A 20255-nucleotide genomic window follows, 5' to 3' on the forward strand; every position below is an offset into this window, starting at 1 on the left:
GCGGATATTGGAGGCGCGTCCCCGCCGAATCTCCGGGCAGGATGGGGGTGTGCCGCCACGAATCCGCCCGACGCCGTCTGTGTCGATGTCATCGCCCGCGATCGAGGTCGAGGGCCTGACCAAGCGGTACAAGAAGGTCACGGCGGTCGATGACGTGTCCTTCCTGGTCCAGACCGGAGGAGTGTTCGCGTTCCTCGGCACGAATGGCGCCGGCAAGTCGACGACGATCGGATGCCTCACCACCGTCCTGCCCTTCGACGCCGGCCGACTGATCGTGGCCGGGCGAGACATCCGTACCGACGGCGAAGCGATCCGCCGGAGCATCGGCGTCGTCTTCCAGGATTCGGTGCTCGACGATGCCCTGACCGCTCGCGAGAACTTGCGCATCCGGGCGCGGTTCTCGATGACGGATGCCTCGGCGATCAACGCCCGTATCGCCGAGCTGTCCGCACTCATCGAGCTGGACGAGTTCCTCGACCGCCGCTACGGGAAGCTCTCGGGCGGGCAGCGCCGCCGCGTCGACATCGCCCGGGCGCTGCTGCACCAACCCGCGATCCTGTTCCTCGACGAACCCACCGCCGGCCTCGACCCCGCCAGCCGCGCGGTCGTCTGGTCGACGATCCACGAACTGGGGGAGAGGACCGGCCTGACCGTCTTCCTGACCACGCACTATATGGAAGAGACCGAAGAGGCCGATCGCGTCTGCATCATCGATGCTGGCCGGATCATCGCCGAGGGGTCGCCCGTCGAACTGCGGGCCCGCCACAGTCGAAGCATCCTCACCGTCACCACCCGCAATCGCGCCGCGCTTCTCGCGCTCGCGCAAGCGGACGGCCTCGATCCGATGGGTGATGCCGACGAGATCGCCATCGCTGTGGAGGACGCGAGCGTCGCGCGGCGCATCCTGGGCGCGCACGGTGATGATGTGGCCGACTTCGAGTTCCGCCACGGCAGCATGGACGACGTCTTCCTCGCGTTGACCGGGCGCGAAGGGATCGAAAACTGATGGGCGTCATCCGCACGATCATCGGCCGGAACCTCCGCCTGTTCTTCCGCGACCGCCTCAACGTCTTCTTCTCGCTGCTGTCCGCGATCATCCTCTTCGCGCTCTACACACTCTTTCTCGGCAATCTGCAGACGACCGGCTTGCAGGAGTCGTTCCCCGATGCGACGACCGCCGAGATCAAGGCCTTCGTCGACTCGTGGATGTTCGCCGGCATCGTCGGCATGACGTCGATCACCACGGGTTTGGGTGCGCTGGGAGTTCTGGTCGAGGATGCCGCATCCAGCCGATTCCGCGACTTCCTGGTCTCGCCGATCCGGCGCGGCCAGATCGTCGCCGGGTATCTGTTCGCGGCCCTGGCCGTCGCTCTGCTGATGACGCTCGTCGTGCTCGTCATCAGCCTGATCTACCTCTGGCTCGTCGACGGGGTGGTTCCGCCGCCGCTGTCGGTGCTGCGGATCGTCGGATGGATCGCCCTGTCCGGCGCCGCCTTCACAGCTCTCTCCGCCTTCGTGGTGTCGTTCCTGTCGTCGAACAATGCATTCTCTGCGATGTCCACGATCGTCGGCACAATCCTCGGGTTCGTCGCGGGCGCCTACATCCCGGTCGGATCCCTGCCGGAGGCGGTGCGCGAGGTCATCAACGCGCTGCCGTTCGCGCAGTCGTCGATGGTGCTGCGTCGCGAGTTCACTCAGGGCCCGCTCGACACGCTGACGGGCGGGGTGCCCGAGGCATCCGATTCGATCGCGCTCTTCTACGGCATCGACCTGACGGTGGGGGACTGGACCGTCACGGCCGTGTACGTCGCCGCGATTCTCGGGGCGATGGTCGTGGTGTTCTTCGCCCTCGCGTCGGCACGGATCCGGGCGCGCATCGTCTGAAGCACCGGCCGCCAAGACGCCGCGGCCGCCGGGATAGGCTGGACGCGTGAATGCGAGCCCGACAGACCAGCGTCGATTGCTGGAGATCGCCGAGCTCGACGCGCAGCTCCGCGCGTCAAATGCCCTGCGCCAGAATCCTCCCCAAGCCCCGCGTGTGAAAGAACTTCTCGCCGCGCGCCAAGCCCTCTCGCACGAGTTGTCCCGCCGCCAGGGTGCGCGCGACGACCTGCAGCTCGAGATCTCGCGCGTCGAGTCCGATGTGAAGGTCGTCGAGGCGCGACGCAAGCGCGACGAAGAGCTGCTACAGAGGGTCTCGAACCCGAAGGATGCCGCGGGCCTCGAACACGAGCTCGCCTCGCTTGCGCGTCGCCAGGGTGACCTCGAGGATGCCGAGCTCGAGCTGATGGAGAAGCTCGAGCAGATCGAGGCATCCGTCGCCGAGCAGGAGCGCCTCGTCGCGGAGACGAACGAAGAGGGCACGCGTCTCTCGAACGAGGCGAAGGCCGTCGTCGCCGATGCGATCGCCCGCACCGAACACCTGACCCGCGACCGCGCGGCCGTCGTCGGGACGGTGCCGCCGGAACTTTTGGCCCTGTACGAGCGACTGACCGCCCGCAACGACGGCGCGGCGCTGCTGCGTGCGCGTACCTGCGGCGGATGCCACATGGTGCTCTCCGGCACCGATCTGAAAGTCATCCGCGGCGCTGCCGACGACGAGATCGTGAACTGCCCCGAGTGCGGTTGCATCCTCGTTCGTACGAACGAATCGGGCCTGTGAGCTCGTCCCGATGACGGGCGGGCTCTGGGATGACCAGACCGCTCAGCGCGCCGCGCCCGACCTGATCGTCGAAGCGGATGGCGGGTCGCGGGGCAACCCGGGCATCGCCGCGGGCGGAGCCGTCGTCCTCGACGCGACGACCGGAGAGGTGCTGGTCGAGCTGGGTTTCTACGTGGGCATGGCGAGCAACAACGTGGCCGAATACCGGGGCATGATCGAGGGTGTACGTGCCGCTTTCGAGCGCGACCCGGTATCCGTTCGCGTGCGACTCGACTCCAAGCTCGTGGTCGAGCAGATGACGGGACGCTGGAAGATCAAGCACCCCGACATGCAGGCCCTGGCCCGCGAGGCGCGCGAGCTGATCGCCGGGCGGCAAGTGAGCTTCGAATGGATCCCACGCGCGCAGAACGCGAGAGCGGATGCTGCGGCCAACGCGTCGATGGATCGGCGCGAGAGCTTTCGCCGCGACCTCGTGGGCTGAGCTCGCTGGGGCGGCCGGCGCGGGGCAGTGAGGCATCCGCGGCTAGACTTGCGGCGCGAGTGGGTCGGCTGGACGGTCGCGTCACGAGGGTTTTCTCTCGTGCCGAGGAACGTCCGGGCTCCACAGGGCAGGGCGGTGGGTAACACCCACCCGGAGTGATCCGCGAGACAGTGCCACAGAAAACAGACCGCCGCGGGCAACCGCGGTAAGGGTGAAACGGTGGTGTAAGAGACCACCAGGGACCGCGGTGACGCGGTCTGCTCGGTAAACCTCGCCCGGAGCAAGGTCAGACAGAGGATGTTGACGCGGCCCGCCGAGTCCTCGGGTAGACCGCTAGAACGGCATGGCAACGTGTCGTCGAGAGAGATGACCGTCCACGGGGCTCACGCCCCCGGACAGAACCCGGCGTACAGGCCGGCCCACTCGCCCTCTCTCTTCCGCCGCCGTTCCTGATGCTGCGCGCGTGTGCCCGCACCGAGACCGCCGCTTGCGCCCGAGTGCGCCGCTTCTGCACGGCGCACAACGGGCGTGCTCGGTAACAACAGGCGTTCTCGGCATCCGTGCGTCAGTCGAAGCGACGACCATCTTCGCGCGGACCGCCGACCAGGAAGATCAGCAGGACGATCCACCCGACGATCGGGACGAACGCCAGGAAGAACCACGCGCCACTGCGGCCGGTGTCGTGCAAGCGACGCCACGTGATCGCGAGGTTCGGGAGCAGCGTTCCGAGCGAGAAGATCAGCGCAAGCACCCCGGGAACGCCCGCGATCTCTCCGGTCGGTCCGCCCATCAGGGGTAGTCCGAGCGGACCCCACGCCCAGTCATCCGCTCCCCACTGCAGAGCAAGAAGATTGAGGGCGTTCAGCACCAAGGCATTGGTGAGCGTCCACCACCAGTACTCGCTCGGACTCGCGCGACCGCGAAAGATCGAGTAGTTGCCGAAGAATCGAGCGTTGGCTGAGCCCCACGAGGCGCCATAGAGCGGACGGTCGAGTGGCGCAGACATCCTTCGGACCGGGGGTCAGTCGCCCGCGAGGGCCGCCGCGCCGATGATGCCCGAGCTGTTGCGGTGCACGGCGGGAAGGATCGGGGTGCGCAGCTTCAGCATCGGCAAGAAACGCTCCGGATGCTTCGACACGCCGCCGCCGACGACGAACAGGTCGGGCGAGAACAAGAACTCGACGTGGTCGTAGAAGAGCTGCAGGCGCTTCGTCCAGTCCTGCCACGTGAGGTCTTCGCGCTCCATCGCCGAGTATGCCGCGTACTTCTCGATCGACTCGCCCTCGTACCAGAGGTGTCCGAGCTCGGTGTTGGGGATCAGTGTGCCGTTGTAGATGAACGCTGAGCCGATACCGGTGCCGAGGGTCGTCAGGATCGTGAGCCCGTCGTGGCCCTTCGCGGCGCCGTACCGAACTTCGGCGACACCCGCCGCATCTGCGTCATTGACGAACTGGATGTCGCGACCGAGGCCCTTTTCGAAGAACTTCTCAGCCTCGAAGTCGATCCATTTCTCGGAGACATTGGCGGCGGAGAGCGTGCGACCCTTCTTGACGATCGCCGGGAAGGCGACGCCGAGGGGAACCTTCTTGTCCACGCCACCGAGCTTGTCGAGCACCTCGTTCACGGCGGCGAGGACGTCATCCGGCGCCGCCCCCTTCGGGGTGTTGACGCGGATGCGGTCGCTCAGCAACTCTCCGCGCTTCAGATCTACGATGCCGGCCTTGATGCCGGTCCCCCCGATGTCGACACCGACAGCACGATCCACGCTCTTTGACATGCGAATCAGCTTAGCGAGAGCCATCCGATGATCCGGCCGCCACCGTCGATGCGCCACGCTGGAACGCCCGCGGTCACTAGGATCGACACGGAACGCAGATCGAGGGAGAACCGGTGTCCGAGAGCGAACAGAAGTACTGGTACAACCTGACGACCGGTGAGGTCGAGAAGGGGTTCGAGTCTCCCGCGATCGACCGCGCCGGCCCGTTCGACACGGCGGAAGAAGCGGCCAATGCGCCGCAGGTCATCAAGGACCGCGCGCGCGCGTGGGCCGACGACGACGCCCGTGACGCCTCGTGGGGCGCACCCGCGTCCGGCGCCGGCGAAGACCCCCAGTAGGCTGGGCAAGCAGCCGGCCTGCGAACGATACCGCCGCGGAGGGAACCATGGACAAGCAGCGTGATTTCGTCTTGCGGACGATCGAAGAGCGGGGCGTCAAATTCGTCCGCCTCTGGTTCACCGATGTGATCGGGACGCTCAAGTCCGTCGCGATCGCCCCGGCCGAGGTTGAAGGGGCATTCGCAGAGGGCCTCGGATTCGACGGTTCGGCGATCGAGGGCCTGACTCGAAGCTTCGAGTCAGACCTTCTCGCGCACCCGGACCCGGTGACGTTCCAGATCTTGCCCTGGCGGGGCGAGATCGACCCGACGGCGCGCATGTTCTGCGACATCACGACGCCGGATGGTCAGCCCGCCGTGGCCGACCCGCGTCACGTTCTCAAGCGCACCCTGGCGCGTGCCGCAGACCGCGGGTTCACGTTCTACACGCACCCCGAGATCGAGTTCTACCTGCTCAAGTCCTCGTCCTACGGTGCCGAGGGCCCCGAGCCGGTTGACTCCGCCGGTTACTTCGACAACGTCCCGGGCGGCACGGCTCACGACTTCCGTCGCCGTTCGGTCCGGATGCTCGAAGACCTGGGTATCTCGGTCGAGTTCAGCCACCACGAGGGTGGCCCGGGTCAGAACGAGATCGACCTGCGTTACGCCGACGCCCTGGCGACGGCGGACAACATCATGACGTTCCGCACGGTCATCAAAGAGGTCGCGATCGAGCAGGGTGTCTACGCGACATTCATGCCGAAGCCCCTCAGCGGCAAGCCCGGTAGCGGCATGCACACGCACATGTCCCTTTTCGAGGGAGACCAGAACGCCTTCTACGAAGAGGGGGCCGAGTACCAGCTCTCCAAAGTCGGACGGCAGTTCATCGCCGGCCTGCTGCGTCACTCGAGCGAGATCGCGGCCGTGACGAACCAGTTCGTCAACTCGTACAAGCGGCTCTGGGGCGGAGACGAAGCTCCCAGCTTCATCACGTGGGGTCACAACAACCGCTCGGCGCTCGTGCGGGTTCCGCTCTACAAGCCGAACAAGAGCCAGTCGTCGCGCGTCGAATACCGTGCTCTGGATTCTGCGGCCAACCCCTACCTGGCCTACGCGCTCATGCTCGCGGCCGGGCTGAAGGGTATCGAGGAGGAGTATGAACTCCCGCCCGAGGCCGAGGACAACGTGTGGTCGCTGAGCGATGCCGAGCGCCGGGCGCTGGGCTACAAGCCGCTGCCCGCGAGCCTCGACCACGCCCTCCAGGCGATGGAAGAGAGCGAATTGGTTGCCGAAACCCTCGGCGAGCAGGTCTTCACGTATGTGCTGAAGAACAAGCGCCGTGAATGGCAGGAGTACCGTTCGCAGGTCACGCCCTTCGAGTTGAAGAGCAACCTCGAGATGCTCTGACGGGGGCGCCCGCTCCCATGGCTCTGGAACGTTTTCAGTCCCGCACGCAGCTCGCGCGACTCGGCTTCACCGAACTCGATGAAGCCGAGCGCGGCCTGGACGAGCTCGAAGAGCTGACCGGGCTGCCCCGCGATTCGTGGATCACAGAGGCGTCCTCGGCCGGTGATCCGAATGCCGCCGTGCGAGGTCTGGTCGCAATCGCGCGACGCGATGCCATCCCTGTTCGCGAGGTCATGGCGAGCGCTTCCGCGCACCGGGCGGTGTGGGCTCTTCTCGGCGCGAGTGAGGGGTACGCCTCGTTCTACCTGCGCCACCCCGTGGAGCTGCAGGATCTGCTCGAGCCTCGCGGCCTGCTCGCGTCAGCCGCCGAGCTCCGCGACGAGATGCTGGCGTCTGTCGGTGCGGTGGACGGTTTCGCCGAGAAGAACGCGGATGGCTGGATCGCCCTGCGCGTCTGCTACCGCAGACTCGTCGCCCGGATCGCCGTTTACGATCTGCTCTCGCCCGACCCGCCGGGTGCGATTCGCGAGGTGTCCGCGGCGTTGGCGGATGTCGCTGCCGCGGCCCTCGAGGCATCCCTCGCCGTCGCGCGCACGCGCATCTCGGCAACCGGAACCGGACCGGGCGGACTGTTTCCCCGCGAAGATGTCGCGCAGACTCGTTTGGCCATCATCGGAATGGGCAAGGCGGGCGCCCGTGAACTCAACTACGTCTCGGACGTCGACGTCATCTTCGTCGGCGGCGGGAGCGCTGAGCTCGTCGAACGCACGAGCGAGAGTCGTGTGCTCGATATCGCCACGCGCCTCGCCGTTCAGACCATGCGCGGCATCGAAGAGGCCGAGATCGAACCGCCGCTGTGGGAGGTGGACCCGAATCTTCGCCCCGAGGGCAAGCAGGGCGCGCTCGTGCGGAGCCTCGAGTCGCATGTGTCCTATTACCAGCGGTGGGCGAAGAGCTGGGAATTCCAGGCTCTTCTGAAGGCCCGGCCGCTGGCGGGCGATGCGGAGCTCGGACGCGACTATGTGGCGGCCGTGCAGCCGAAGGTGTGGACGAGCGCGGCGCGCGAGAACTTCGTCGACTCGGTGCAGCGGATGCGTGAGCGCGTTACCGAGCACATCCCCGCCGAGGACGTCCCGTATCAGCTGAAGCTTGGACCCGGCGGTATCCGCGACGTCGAGTTCACCGTGCAGCTGTTGCAGCTCGTGCACGGGCTGACGGATGACTCGATCCGGCAGCGCGGGACGCTCGCGGCGCTCGATGCTCTGGTTACCGGCGGATATATCGGTCGTTCCGAGGCATCGGCTTTCGCCCAGGACTATCGGGTGCTGCGGTTGCTCGAGCACCGCCTGCAACTGTGGCGTCTCGCGCGCACACACCTGATGCCTCGGACGCCCGAGGGGCTGCGCACGCTCGCACGTGCCTCGGGGCTCGCCGATACCGGTGAGGGCGTCGCGGCCGTCTGGGAGCAGATCAAGCGCGAGGTCCGCGACATCCATGTCCGGCTCTTCTACCGGCCGTTGTTGTCGGCGGTCGCGGCTCTGCCCGAAGAAGGGCGCCTGCTCTCGACGGCGCAGGCGCACGACAGGCTCGCGGCGATCGGATTCCGCGACCCGGCCGGAGCCCTGCGGACGATCGGCAGCCTGACGAGCGGCATCAGCCGCAAGGCGACCATCCAGCGGCACCTGATGCCCGTCATGATCAGGTGGTTCGCGGATGGCGTCGATCCGGACTACGGGCTCCTCGCCTTCCGGCGCGTCAGCGAGCGCCTCGGCGACACCCCGTGGTTCCTGCGCATGCTGCGCGATTCGTCCGGGGCCGCCGAGCGGCTTACGCGTGTGCTGTCCGGATCGCGCTACATCGGCGAGCTCATGGAGTGGATCCCCGAGTCCGTCGCGTGGCTGGACGACGACGAGCCCCTGCGACCGCGCTCGGGCCTGGCGCTCCAAGAGGAGGCGCGGGCGATCCAGACGCGCCACAAGACCATAGACGACGCCATGCGGGCCGTGCGCGCTCTCCGCCGGCGCGAGCTTCTGCGCACCGCGATGGCGGCCCTGCTGGGCGTGCTCACGATCGAGCAACTGGCGGCGAGCCTCACGACCATCACCGACGTGACCCTGCAAGCGACCCTCCGTGCCGTGCGTCGTGAGGTCGTGCCGCCCGAGGATGCTTCGCTGGACTTCGCCATCATCGCGATGGGCCGATTCGGGGGAGCGGAGCTCGGGTTCGGATCGGATGCGGACGTGCTCTACGTCTACCGTCCCGAAAAGGTCGATCCAGAACGCGCGCATCAGCTATCGCTGAAGATCGTCGCGGAACTGAGGCGGGTGTCGGAGGATTTCCGGGCGCCGTTGGATCTGGATGCGGATCTCCGTCCCGAGGGACGTACGGGACCGCTCGTGCGGTCACTGACCTCCTACGCCGAGTACTACTCGCGCTGGTCGCTGTCCTGGGAGGCCCAGGCGCTTCTGCGTGCGCGGGGCGTCGCCGGGTCGGTCAAACTCGTCCGGGCGTTCATGGAGCTGGCGGACCGCCTGCGCTACCCCGAGCATCCGGACCCGCAGGGAGTGCGTGAGATCAAGCGCATCAAGGCGCGCGTCGAGACGGAGCGGTTGCCGAAGGGCGTCGACCGTACGCGGCACCTCAAGCTCGGTCCCGGCACGCTCAGCGACGTCGAGTGGCTCGTCCAGATCACTCAGCTCTGCTACGCCCACCAACATCCCGAACTGCGCACGACGTCGACGCTCGGGGCCCTGGACGCCGCGGTGGCGGCGGGATTGATCCCGCAGACATCTGCGGCACGCCTGGCTGAGTCCTGGCACCTGTCGACGCGCCTTCGATCGGCGAACACCCTGCTGTCGGGTCAGACGAGTGACGTGCTGCCCACAGACCGGCGCCAGCTCGACGGCATCGGGCGCATCCTGGATTACGGCCCACGCGCTGCGACGCAGGTCGAAGAGGATTACTTCGGCACGGCGCGCAGAGCCCGTCGCGTGTTCGAGAAGCTCTTCTACGGCTGACGCACCCCGCCGCTGACGCGCTGGCCCTATTCCCCTGGCACTTGTTGCGGGATACCCGTCACGTGACCCACAACAAGTGCCAGGCGAGCGGGTCGAGCGCACGGACAGCGGACCGGCGGCACCGGCCGTGTAGCGGAGCGCTGCGGACGGTCGGGGGCACAACGGAAGAGGGCCCCGGGATGATCCCGGGGCCCTCTTCGTAATGCGATCTGCGTCAGACGCCGAAGTACAGCTCGGCTTGAGGATCTGAGAACCGGAGGGGGTTCCACAGGCTCACACTTCCCTGCAAACACAGGGAAGTGCAATGGTGAGCATGGGTGGGGTCGCTGCTGCGACTGTCCGAGAACCCGTCCGTTTACTCGATTCTTGGCCGTCCTACGGGGTTCGCTGGAGGTTTGCGGGTGGTGCCGCCTACCTCATTGGTATGAGCGACGCCCGCCCCCGCCTCTGGACTCCGCAGGAGCTTGCAGAGTACACGGGCATCCCGATCAGGACGCTCGCTGACTGGCGGACAGAGCGTGCGCGCAGCCGAGGTCTCGGGTTGCCGTTCGTCGCACTCTCGTCGCACAACGTTCGCTACCGCGATGAGGATGTCGAGGCGTTCATCGCTGGGCGGATCGTGGCCCCGACGGATAGGGCGGGCGACTGATGGCGCGGCCGAAGCGTGCGCTCGGCGAACTCGGCAAGGTGACCTACACGGTCGAGCCGAGCGGACTGGTCATCGCGCGAGCGCGGGTCTATGACGGCCAGGGGCAGGAGCGTCGTCCCAGCGGCAGCGGAGCGACCGAGGCTGAGGCGCTGACGGCGTTGCAGGAAGCGGCTGATGTCGCTGTCGGTCGAGTGCTGGCGCGACGAGCACAGGTCATGACTGTCGCTGAGCTGGCGGAGGCGTGGCTGAAGACGGCGTATCACGATGACGATCCGCGGGTGCTGCGCCAGCGCCGCGAGCAGACCGTCGATGGCTACGCATCGGTTGTTCGCGCGCATGTCATCCCGCGCGCCGGTGCCGTCCCCATTGCCGACATCACCGCCGACCGTGCTGATGGGCTGCTCATGGACATCGCACGGGAGAAGTCGGTGACGACCGCGAACAAGGTTCGGAACGTGATGTCGCTCATGTTCGACTGGGCGATCCAGCAGGGGCATTTCTCGGCTGCCGGGTCGATCCAGAAGACCCGGTACGGAGCGGTCGTCGTGGCGAACCCGATCCGTGCGACCAGGCGAGCGGACGAGCCGGAAACGGTGTACTTCGAACTCGACGCGGTGCAGGTCAAGTACATCCTCCACCTCATCCGCGACGTGTGGCCCGAGCGGCACCGTGCGCGCTATCCGGTGGGCCGACGGCCCAACTACAAGCTGCTCGCCGACTACATCCTCATCACGCTCGGCACCTCCGAGAGGACGGCAGAACCGATTGCGATCCGGTTCCAGGACGTGCGATTCGAGGCGGTGGAACAACCGGATGGAAGCCTCACGATGGAGGCGCTCGTCTGGGTCGGCGGAACGATGGTTCGCACCAAGTCCCGCGGCCTGTTCCGCCAGGACTCGCCCAAGGCGGAGCGACAGAAGCGATGGGTTCGCGTTCCGAAGTTCGCGGCGAAGGTTCTGAGCGAACTCGTGGCGAGCCATGTTCCCGACCCCGAGCGGAATCCAGACGACGTACTGTTCACGACCGAGCGCGGCCGTCCGCGCGACCCCAGCGCAGTCGGCGAACTGCTCAGGATGTTCCGCCGCGAGTTCGAGCCGGAACTGCTCGCTATCGGGGTCGACGCTGACCACCTCACCTTCCGCAGCCTCCGCAAGGCGGTCGCTGCGGCGGTATCGGACATGGCTGGCGTCGAGGTCGCACGCGACCTGCTCGGGCACAGCAGTACCGACATCACGGAAGGGCACTACGCGAAGCGTCCCGACCTCATCGTCGAGGTCGCGGCTGACGCGCTCGACGAGGCGTTCGCGGGCATCGACGCCTGAACTGCCAAGAAGAGGGTGGTTCAGCCTTCGAGTAGCGCGGCGTCTGCCCGGACCTGCGTCAGTACGTCCTCGAAGGAGGGCGGCTCGTCGGTGCCGTAGTAGAGGTCGCGCATGGCCGCGTCGTGCTCGACTCTGAGGCGGTCTGCGAACGGGGATGCAGCGTCAAACGCAGCGGACGCCGCGAAGCCGCCCTCGGGCACTGGCAGGTCGGGCTTGCCGAATGCGGCGGAGACCTCACGGGCGCTGGTGAGGATTTCGGCGACGAGCGGCTTGTCGGCCAGCAGTTCGCGCACGGAGGGATCGTGGAGCAGGGCGTAGATGTCGTAGAGCTGTCGGCCGATGCGCGGCCAGCCGTGCGGCGAGGCGGCGGACTCGGGGGAGTCGGCGAAGTTGTTCACGCGCAGCAGCTTCTCCAGCAGGGTGCGGCCCGGATGCAGGATCGGCACATCGAAGGATGCCAGATCATCCCATGCGCTCGTATCGAATCCAGAGTCTGCCAGTTCGCGTGCCAGGAGCGAGGTGACCGGGTGCGGGGCATGCGGGTTCGGCCCGCCGGACTGTCCGAGTTCCACGAGGATCGCGGCAGGGTCAGCGATCGCGCCGGGCTCGCCGCGGTGCTCCAGTGGTGGGGTGAGATAGCCGGAGCGGTGGAACGAACCCGAGTTGCCTCCCGCGGTCACCCCGGTCGGTTCCGCGCCCGTCGCATCTGCCGCAGTGGTGAGCAGATTCCGCAGCGCACGCTGCTCAGCGTTCTTCGACGGGTACTGGCCGACCACGAGCAGGTCGAGGTCTTCAGAGAAGCGTCGGATGATCCGCAGTTTCTCCAGGCTCGTGCCTCCCTTGAAAACCGCCTCGCCGGGATGCACGGTCGTGATCGCGCGCAGCGCCTCGCAGACCCAGTAGTCCTTCTCGACGGCGAGGGGCTGCACGCCGAGGCGTTCCGCGGCGGCGAGGATCGTGCCGCGAAACACCTCGGGGTCGTCGTCCCGCCACAGCGTGGAATCGGTCATGCCGCGTCCAGCGCAGCGAGCGCCGACTGGCGCGTGCGGGGGTCAGGCGACGGAATCCGCGCCGCGAGGTCGTCCCACCCGGCCGCACGCAGCAGCGCCGCGAGACGCGCACGGGTGCGACCCGGCTCAGTGGCGGCGGCCTGGGTGAGCCGTTCGGCGCGGAGGTCGCCGCCTCGCAGCAGCTCGGTCAGCCGCCTCGTGGCCTCGTTCGGGGTGACCTCCAGCACGGCGGTCCAGTCATCGAGGACTTCGAGCGCGGCGACCTCCGTGGCGTTCAGCCCGGCTTCGGCCCGGCCGGTGCGCGTTGCGCGGGAAACGAACGCGACCGACCCGGCACCCGAGGGAGCCCGCTCGGGGACGGACACCAGCGCGCGACGGGGGATCTGCGTCGACAGGCGCAGCAGGTTCGCCGCGGACAGGCCCGCAGGCCCCACGCCGGGGCCGGGGGCGAGCGCCTCGATCAGCCGCTCGGTCGGCGGCGGGGACATGCCCAGCGGCGTCTTCGTGCCGCGCCAGTACAGGCCGCGGCGCACGCGCCGCAGCTCACCGCGAGCCTCCAGCTCGCCGAGCAGATGGTGCGCGGTCGACGGCGTGAGCGCGAAATCGCCGGGCTCCCAGAATCGTCCCCGTGAAGCGAGGACGGCACGCCGGGCGTCGGTGGCACCCTGACGGTTGCGCCGGGGCGCGAGCAGTGTCGACATCATGCGCTCCTTTCTGCAACAGGATACGAGAAACTGCGGTAATCCAGTCTACAACGTGATACGAGAACCTGCACTAAGCGTTCTACAGCCGCGGTGCCGCGACTTCACTCGCTGGACTGCGCGGCACGGAGCTGCTCCAGTCCTCCGCAGCAGGCGCTGCCCCGCCCTCCCGCGAGCCCAGGTTCGGCTCGTATGAGCGCACGGTCTCGACGGTCAGCTCGGTGCGGCTCGTCTGGACGCCGGGTGCGTCGAGGCCGCGAGCGGCCGGGGGCTCCGGCACCTGGATGTCGTGGGCTCCGGTGATGATCCGCGCAGTCCCGCTGCACAACAGCTCGTGTGGGCCGGAGCTGGAGGCGCTCGTGATCGGGCCAGGCACAGCCCCGACATCGCGGCCGAACGCGGCGGCGCGCGCGGCAACCAGGAGCGAGCCAGAGCGGACGCCTGCCTCGACGATGACGCTCGTGTCCGAGAGTGCGGCGAGTAGCCGTGCGCGCTGCACGAAGCGCAGCCTGGTCGGCGCGCATCCGGGCGGGATCTCGCTGAGCAGAGCGCCGTTCGCGGCGATGCGCTCGAAAAGCTGCTGATTGCCCGCCGGGTAGGGCCTGTCCAGGCCGCCAGCGTGGACGGCGATGGTCTTACCGCCCGCGTTGAGCGCGCCCCGGTGGGCGGCGGCCTCGATGCCGTAGGCGCCTCCACCGACGACGATGCCGCCGCGCTCGGCGGCTCCGGTCGCCAGCTCGGCGGCGACGAACTCGCCGTAGCTCGACGCGGCGCGAGATCCCGTGAGCGTGACGAGCCGCTGGACGGGGGTTCGGAGGGTGTCGACCTCGCCGAGTATCCACAGCGCCAGCGGCGGGGTGACGCCGCCGATGGCGAAGCCCTCGGGCCACTCGGGATCGCCGGGGATCGAGACGTGCAGACCGAACCGCCGAGTCGCGTCCAAGACATGGTGGATCGCTTGCGGCCTGAGCCGGGGAGCGGCGAGGTCGCGCCAGAGCGCGGCAGTCTCCACGTCGACGCCGGGAACTGCCTCGGTCGAGGTGAGCAGGCGAAGTGTCTCCTGGGCTCCGACCGCGGCCATCACAGTGGCGGTCGTGCCCTCACCCGGCTCGACGGCGACGGCGAGCGCGATCCTGGCGCTCCGCTCGTCGGAGGCGAGAGATTCGATCGTCTCCATGTTCGCGTCCTCTCCGCTGTCCCAGGCACCTGGCCTCACAAGAGAGGTGCACCCGTGGTGCCGCCGGACGCGGCTCGGCGTCCGGCGGCTACAGGGACGGCGTACTGCTCGGAGGCCGTTGCGTCGGATCGCGGGCGTCGAAGGGTTCGGCCGTGACGGTGACGGCCCCCTCCCGTGAGCCCAGGTTCGGCTCGTAGGCGCGCACGGCTTCGATGGTCAGCTCGACGCGCTCCGACTCGGGTGCCGCGGGCTCGGGGCGTGGCTCGTCCTGCATCGCGGCGAGCTGCGTCTCGACGCGGGTGAGGTCTTCCTCGGCGTCGGCGAGCGCCTGCGCGTGGCGGAACGGCTGGCCGAGGCGCCGCTGGGTGTCGGCGACGGTCTGCTCAGCCTCTTCCAGGTCGGCACGCGCCTGGTCGAGCAGCGTCGGGATGCCGCTGACACGGTTCTCGATGCGCTGCACGAGCCCGAGTCCGGCTTCCAAGAACGACTCCTTCGACATCGTGAATCCCGAGCGGGGCACCTCGGGTAGCGAGACCGTCACGTCGAGCGTGGCGAGCCCGGAGCGGGCCTCGACGTGGATGTCGAAGCCTGAGATGCGGCCGATGATCCCGAAGTCCTTGCGCCCGTACCGCGGCAGCCACTTCAGCCCGGAGTCGCCCATCCACGCGGCGAGGGCGTGCGCGGCTTCGGAGCGCGAGTCGTAGTCGCGCGTGCCGAGCGTGATGCGAAACCTGTCGCCGCTCGTGTCGATCATCCGTGGGGCAGCGGCTTCCAGCCCGCGAATGTCCGCGGCGGCGCGCTCGGCGGCTGACCGGGCGCGATTGCCGGTGTGGACGAGCATGTCCTCGTTGCGCTCGTGCGCGCGCTGGAGGCGGCGCAGCCGGTTCACCTCGTTCAGGATGACGGAGTGCTCCAGCAGGAGCGGATTGCCGGAGGCGATGGCCTTGGCCTCTGCTGCGGACAGCGCGGAGGTGTCGATCTCCTCGATCTCGCGGGCGTTGATCTTCCCGCGCAGGAGCTGCGCGAACGACGCGGCCTTCCGCTCGACGGTCTGCCACATGTAGGAGTCGAAGGAACGCTCGGTGACGTAGCGGACGATCGCCACTTCCTCGTTCTGGTTGCCCTGCCGCATGATGCGACCGTCGCGCTGGGCGATGTCGGAGGGCCGCCACGGGCAGTCCAGGTGGTGCAGGGCGATGGCGCGGGCCTGGACGTTGGTGCCAACGCCCATCTTCTCCGTCGAGCCGATCAGCACCGCGACGTGGCCGGCGCGGGCTGCGGCGAACAGGCGCGCCTTCTCCACGTCGGTTTTCGCCTCGTGCATATATCTGATCTGCTCGGCGCGGACGCCGCGCTGCACGAGCTGCTGCCGCAGCTCGTCGTAGGCGTTCCACCTGTCCTGGTTCGGGGTGCCGATGTCGCTAAATACCAGCTGGAGCGCCCCGAGGACCGCGGAGGGCTGCCCGGTCACGGTGTCGAGGTACTCGCTGCCGCGGGTGCGCTCCCAGATACGGTGGATCGCGTCGGCGGCGACATCGACCTTGCTCGGCCCGGAAGGGTCGCGGGAGATGACCATGCGGATGTCGAGCGCGGCCTTGCGCCCGTCGGTGGCGATCAGGAGCATGTTGTCCTCGTCGGGGCGCACCTGGCGGCTGGCGACCTTCTCGGCGCGTTCGGCGAGGGATGCGACGTACTGCTCCAGCTCGACGGTCGGCTGTACCGGGACGGTGGAGGGCGCGCGGCTGCCGTCGTCTCGCTGTACGAGCGAGGGCACGGGCAGGGAGAGGTCTTCGGCGGTCTTCACGTCGGCGAACACCGACCACATCCGCAGCAGCTCCTGCCCGTTCTGGAAGCGGGCGAACCGGGTCTTCATACGGAACGTGCTGCCGGTCGGCGAGATCTCCATCTGCGTGACCAGCTCGCCGAACGTCGCCGCCCACGCATCGAATGCGCCGACACCCGCGGACTCCAGCACGTCTGGCCGCAGATATCGCTGCATCACATAGGTCTCGGTGATCGAGTTCGAGATGGGCGTCGCCGTCGCCGCAGTCACGACCCGCTCGCGCCCCGCGGAGCGGAGGTATTCGAGCTTCATGTGCAGGTCGCTCGCGCGATCCGAGCCCTCGATCGCGGCGTCCCTGATGTTCGACTCCGTGGCGAGGTTCTTGTACATATGCATCTCGTCGACGATGACGTAATCAATGCCGGTGTCCTCAAAGCAGACACCGCGGTCGCGGTCGGAGTCGAGCCGATCCTTGAGCTTGTTCTCCATCGCCAGGAGCTTCCGCTGGATGCGCTTGACGCTCATCCGCTGCTCGCCGGTCGCCTCGTCCAGCACTCGCCGCACGTCGTCTACCTGCCCGCGGATGTATTGCTGCTGCGTCTCGGCGCGCAGCGGGATCTTGGCGAACGCCCCCTGCGTGAGGATGATCGCGTCCCACTCGTTCGCCGCCGCCCGCGCGACGAACAGCCGCCGCTTGTCGGCGGTGAGGTCGAGGCTCGACGCGGCGAGCACGCGGGCACGCGGGTAGACCTGGAGCCACTCCCGGCCGAACTGCTCCAGCATGTGGTTCGGCACGACGACGACGGGCTTGCTGATGAGCCCCATGCGGCGCATCTCCATCGCGCCCATAATCATCTCCGCCGTCTTGCCTGCGCCGACCTCGTGGAACAGGCCCGCCGCAGGCTCGGACACCATGCGGGCGACGGCGGCGCGCTGGTGCGTGCGCGGCTCGAAGGTTGCCGCGAGGCCCGGCAGCGAGAGGTACGCCCCGGCGTTCGTGTAGTCGCGGAGCACGATGGAGTTGAAGCGCCGGTTGTACTCGTCCACGAGCGCCTGCGCACGAGCCGGGTCTTCCCACACCCACTCGCCGAACCGCTCCTGAAGTGCGTCGGCCTTCTCCTGGGCGGCGGCGGTCTCTACGGGATTGAGGATGCGGCGCACCTTCCCGTCGATGTCCTTCTCCTCGTCGTAGACGAGCATCGTGCGCTGCTCCATCACGGCCTGCGCGATGTCCGGCGCGGGACGTCGCGGGGTGCCCCACTCCGAGGTGGAGGGGAGGCCCTGCCGACCGCCGCGAATCTCCCACATTCCCGGCAGCGGGTTCTCGACGCGCACGTCCTGCGCGCGCAGGATGCTGCGGAGGAACTGCTCGTGAACGTCGGCGCTGATCCAGACGGCCCCGAGCTTGGCGTGGATGTCCTGGATGCCGAGCGGCGCGGGCAGCACCTCGGCGAGTGCATCCACGTTGAGCTGGAATGCCGGGTCTTGCTCGGCGCGCTGGCGAGCGGCTTCGAGCTTGACTCGCACATCGCCGGACAGGTACTCGGGCGCGTGGACGAGCTGATCGGTCGCCGGGTCGGTGAAAACGAGCGTTCCCAGCGCCTCGCGCGCGTCGCGGTCGTTCATCCCGAGCAGGTCGGCGATGAGGGGCAGGTCGATCCCGCCGGTTCGGTCCAGGCTGACGGCGATGGCGTCGGCGGGGCTGTCGACGCCCTGCACCTCGGCGCGCGGCACCACCACGCGGTGGCTCATGATCGCTGCGGGCGAGGCCGACTGATCCTCGTCATCGAACTGCTCCAGCGCGAGCACGAGCGGGCCGAACGGGTCGGAGCGCAGCAGCCGGATCGGGGTCGGCACGATGCGGGCGAAGGTCTCCTCGCCCTCGTCGTTCGTGCGCCCGGTAGGGCGGAGCGTGTAGCGGTTGAGAGCCCCGTATGTGCCGACGTACTTCAGGTAGTCGCGCCGCAGCGTCGTGCGGATGAGCACGATGTCGGGGGTGTCGTCCACGCTTGCCGCTTCCGCGGTGAGCAGGCGGGATGCGCTGTCGCGCAGCCGCAGCAGCGCGCGCAGCTCGCGCTCGGCGGACTTCGGCACCGCGAGCGGCTCCAGCCCGCCCGAGACCACGGTGCGGAAGCCGCCGCTCTCGCTCGCGACAATGCTGCCGTCCCACAACTCCGGCGCCGACGGCGTGAACGCGGCCCGGCGCGCCTGCTGCTCGGCGGTCCGCTCCGTGACCGTCAGCCCGGCACGGCGAGCGGAGAACACGAGCTGGTCGACGGCGACCGCGAGTTCCGCCTCCAAGTCGGCCAGATCGGTCGTGATGGTGAGCGTGGCCGCGTCGTACATCCCGTGGCCGACGCCGACCTCCCCGAGCATCTGCTCCGGGTGCTCATCGAAGTAGCGGTTGATCCGCATCGGCACGCCGTCGATGGGCAGCTGCGCGACCTTCTCCCAGGCGTCGTCGCGCATCTGCTCGCCAGGCAGACGACGCCGGAACACGAGCAGGTCGGTGACGACCTCCGTCCCTGCGGCGCGACGGTGCGCCCCGGTGGGCAGGCGGATCGCGCCCACGAGGTCGGCCAGCTCGTTCATCTCCCGCCGCGCCCCGGGGTTCTGTGCGTCCAACGTGTAGTGCGAGGTCAGCACCGCGACGAGGCCGCCCGGTCGGGTCAGGCGTAGCGACTTGATGATGAAGTGGTTATGCATCGACTGCCGGGTCGCGTTGTGCAGCGGATCGTGCAGGGTGACGTTGCTGAACGGCACGTTGCCGATGGCAGCGTCGAAGTGCCCTTCGGGCAGTCGCGTGTCGGCGAAGGACTCGGCACGGACGGTCGCGTGCGGATACAGCTCGGCGCAGATCGCCGCTGTCAGGGGGTCGAGTTCCACCCCGGTCATCTGGGCCGATACTGGCGCGAGGCCGATGAATGTACCCGACCCGGAGCCGGGCTCGAGGACCGCACCGCCGCGGAACCCCAGCCCGGCCAGCAGCCGCCACACCTGCCGGGCGATCATCGGGTCGGTGTAGTGCGCGTTGATGGTTGTCCGCTCCGCAGCCTCCCACTCGTCATCGCCCAGCAGCTCGCGCAGTTCGGCGCGCTCGGCGTCCCACTCGGGTTTCAGGTCATCGAACACCTCGGGGATCGCGCCCCAGCTCGACCAGCGGGCGAGCACCCGTTGTCCGTCCGGGGACGCGGGGCGACCCGTGGAGTTCAGATCGTGGATGAGCTGGATGGCCTCCACGTTCGCCCGATAGCGGGCCTTTGCACCCGATGGCCCGAGGTCGTCCTGGGAGGCGGGAACGAACCGGGGCGCTACCGCAGCTCGCGGAAGAAGCGGATCGTCGCCGCCTCGGCGAGCGCCGCCTGATTCGCCCGCATGTATTCCCGCGGGGGCTCCGTCGCCACGAGCTCCAGCAGGAACTCGACGCTGAGCGCCCACTTCTTCGCCAGTTCCTCCAGTTCCACGGAGGAGGGCATCGAATCCGGGCAGTCCTGCATCCGCTCCGCCCAGAGGATCAGGTTCTCGTCGGAGGGCCGGGTCTGCTCCCATTCCTCTCGCGCCTGATCCAGGGGCAGGCTCGGGTCGGTGATCCACGCCAGTTGCGACATCACGACCTCCTCCGCCTGCTTCCGGGCTGCTGTCAGCCGGGCGACCTTCTGCAAGAAAGTCTCCCCCTGCCGGTCGCTCCCCGCCAGCATTGACGCGAGGTTCGTCACCTGCGTCTGCATTTCCAGGCCCATCGCCTTGAAGAATGCCGCCGGATCGCTCAGCTCCGCGACCCTGCTCGGGGCCGTCGTCTGCCAGTGGGACAGCGCCATCTGGCCGTACTTGTTCATCGCCTGCTCCAGCATCCCGAGCCGTGGCGAGCGCGGCGTCGGCCGCGGGCTCGTCGAGCCCCCACAAATCGAACTCCAGTTGCCCCGGCCAGGGCTTCCGGGATCGCTGCCGCGCCA

Annotated in this window: 16 protein-coding genes and 1 other RNA gene; 10 read left to right on the forward strand and 7 right to left on the reverse strand. The window is 68.3% G+C overall.

Features of this window, described 5'->3' with window-relative positions:
- The first annotated feature begins 85 nt into the window (after positions 1-85).
- From ACT9TC_RS16105 to rnpB, 5 genes are all read left to right on the forward strand, one after another.
- On the forward strand, positions 86-1006 hold the full coding sequence (locus tag ACT9TC_RS16105; protein WP_458041441.1) for an ABC transporter ATP-binding protein: 921 nt from the start codon (positions 86-88) through the stop codon (positions 1004-1006).
- On the forward strand, positions 1006-1884 hold the full coding sequence (locus tag ACT9TC_RS16110; protein WP_458041442.1) for an ABC transporter permease: 879 nt from the start codon (positions 1006-1008) through the stop codon (positions 1882-1884). The genes ACT9TC_RS16105 and ACT9TC_RS16110 overlap by 1 nt, the downstream gene beginning before the upstream one ends.
- A gap of 46 nt (positions 1885-1930) precedes the next feature.
- The gene (locus ACT9TC_RS16115) at positions 1931-2662 is read left to right on the forward strand and encodes a zinc ribbon domain-containing protein (RefSeq protein WP_458041443.1); all 732 of its coding nucleotides are present in this window, start codon (positions 1931-1933) and stop codon (positions 2660-2662) included.
- Positions 2663-2672: 10 nt separating this feature from the next.
- Complete coding sequence (locus ACT9TC_RS16120; protein ID WP_458041444.1) at positions 2673-3143, forward strand: reverse transcriptase-like protein; 471 nt, start codon at positions 2673-2675, stop codon at positions 3141-3143.
- Positions 3144-3203: 60 nt separating this feature from the next.
- Positions 3204-3569: RNase P RNA component class A (gene rnpB, locus ACT9TC_RS16125), an RNA gene on the forward strand.
- A 139-nt stretch (positions 3570-3708) separates the two neighbouring features.
- On the opposite strand, the gene ACT9TC_RS16130 is transcribed toward rnpB, so the two are convergent.
- Both ACT9TC_RS16130 and ppgK read right to left on the reverse strand, forming a co-directional pair.
- The gene (locus ACT9TC_RS16130) at positions 3709-4149 is read right to left on the reverse strand and encodes a DUF805 domain-containing protein (protein WP_458041445.1); all 441 of its coding nucleotides are present in this window, start codon (positions 4147-4149) and stop codon (positions 3709-3711) included.
- A gap of 15 nt (positions 4150-4164) precedes the next feature.
- Positions 4165-4920, reverse strand: a complete 756-nt coding sequence (ppgK, locus tag ACT9TC_RS16135) for a polyphosphate--glucose phosphotransferase (RefSeq protein ID WP_458041446.1) — start codon at positions 4918-4920, stop codon at positions 4165-4167.
- A gap of 113 nt (positions 4921-5033) precedes the next feature.
- Between ppgK and ACT9TC_RS16140 the strand changes: the two genes are divergently transcribed.
- The 5 genes from ACT9TC_RS16140 to ACT9TC_RS16160 all read left to right on the forward strand — a co-directional run bounded on the left by ACT9TC_RS16140 (position 5034) and on the right by ACT9TC_RS16160 (position 11631).
- Positions 5034-5258: an SPOR domain-containing protein gene (locus ACT9TC_RS16140; RefSeq protein WP_396643066.1), complete on the forward strand. Its 225-nt coding sequence runs from the start codon at positions 5034-5036 to the stop codon at positions 5256-5258.
- Positions 5259-5305: 47 nt separating this feature from the next.
- Positions 5306-6643, forward strand: coding sequence for a type I glutamate--ammonia ligase (gene glnA / locus ACT9TC_RS16145; RefSeq protein WP_458041447.1), 1338 nt, complete (start codon positions 5306-5308; stop codon positions 6641-6643).
- Between the two features lie 17 nt (positions 6644-6660).
- Positions 6661-9660, forward strand: coding sequence for a bifunctional [glutamine synthetase] adenylyltransferase/[glutamine synthetase]-adenylyl-L-tyrosine phosphorylase (locus tag ACT9TC_RS16150; RefSeq protein ID WP_458041448.1), 3000 nt, complete (start codon positions 6661-6663; stop codon positions 9658-9660).
- A 424-nt stretch (positions 9661-10084) separates the two neighbouring features.
- On the forward strand, positions 10085-10309 hold the full coding sequence (locus ACT9TC_RS16155) for a helix-turn-helix transcriptional regulator (protein ID WP_036285107.1): 225 nt from the start codon (positions 10085-10087) through the stop codon (positions 10307-10309).
- Complete coding sequence (locus ACT9TC_RS16160; protein WP_458041449.1) at positions 10309-11631, forward strand: tyrosine-type recombinase/integrase; 1323 nt, start codon at positions 10309-10311, stop codon at positions 11629-11631. Before ACT9TC_RS16155 ends, ACT9TC_RS16160 begins: the two co-directional genes overlap by 1 nt.
- Positions 11632-11651: 20 nt before the next feature.
- Here ACT9TC_RS16160 and ACT9TC_RS16165 read toward each other — a convergent pair whose 3' ends face one another.
- The 5 genes from ACT9TC_RS16165 to ACT9TC_RS16185 form a co-directional block, all read right to left on the reverse strand.
- Positions 11652-12641: a nucleotidyl transferase AbiEii/AbiGii toxin family protein gene (locus ACT9TC_RS16165; protein ID WP_458041450.1), complete on the reverse strand. Its 990-nt coding sequence runs from the start codon at positions 12639-12641 to the stop codon at positions 11652-11654.
- A complete protein-coding gene (locus tag ACT9TC_RS16170; protein ID WP_458041451.1) occupies positions 12638-13342 on the reverse strand; it encodes a hypothetical protein in 705 nt (234 codons plus the stop codon). The genes ACT9TC_RS16165 and ACT9TC_RS16170 overlap by 4 nt, the downstream gene beginning before the upstream one ends.
- 82 nt (positions 13343-13424) lie before the next feature.
- On the reverse strand, positions 13425-14519 hold the full coding sequence (locus ACT9TC_RS16175) for a DNA-processing protein DprA (protein WP_458041452.1): 1095 nt from the start codon (positions 14517-14519) through the stop codon (positions 13425-13427).
- 88 nt (positions 14520-14607) lie between these two features.
- On the reverse strand, positions 14608-19542 hold the full coding sequence (locus ACT9TC_RS16180) for a helicase (RefSeq protein ID WP_458041453.1): 4935 nt from the start codon (positions 19540-19542) through the stop codon (positions 14608-14610).
- A 71-nt stretch (positions 19543-19613) separates the two neighbouring features.
- Complete coding sequence (locus tag ACT9TC_RS16185; protein WP_458041454.1) at positions 19614-20153, reverse strand: hypothetical protein; 540 nt, start codon at positions 20151-20153, stop codon at positions 19614-19616.
- Between the last annotated feature and the right edge of the window lie 102 nt (positions 20154-20255).

It is taken from the genome of Microbacterium sp. HM-570 (genome assembly GCF_054165885.1).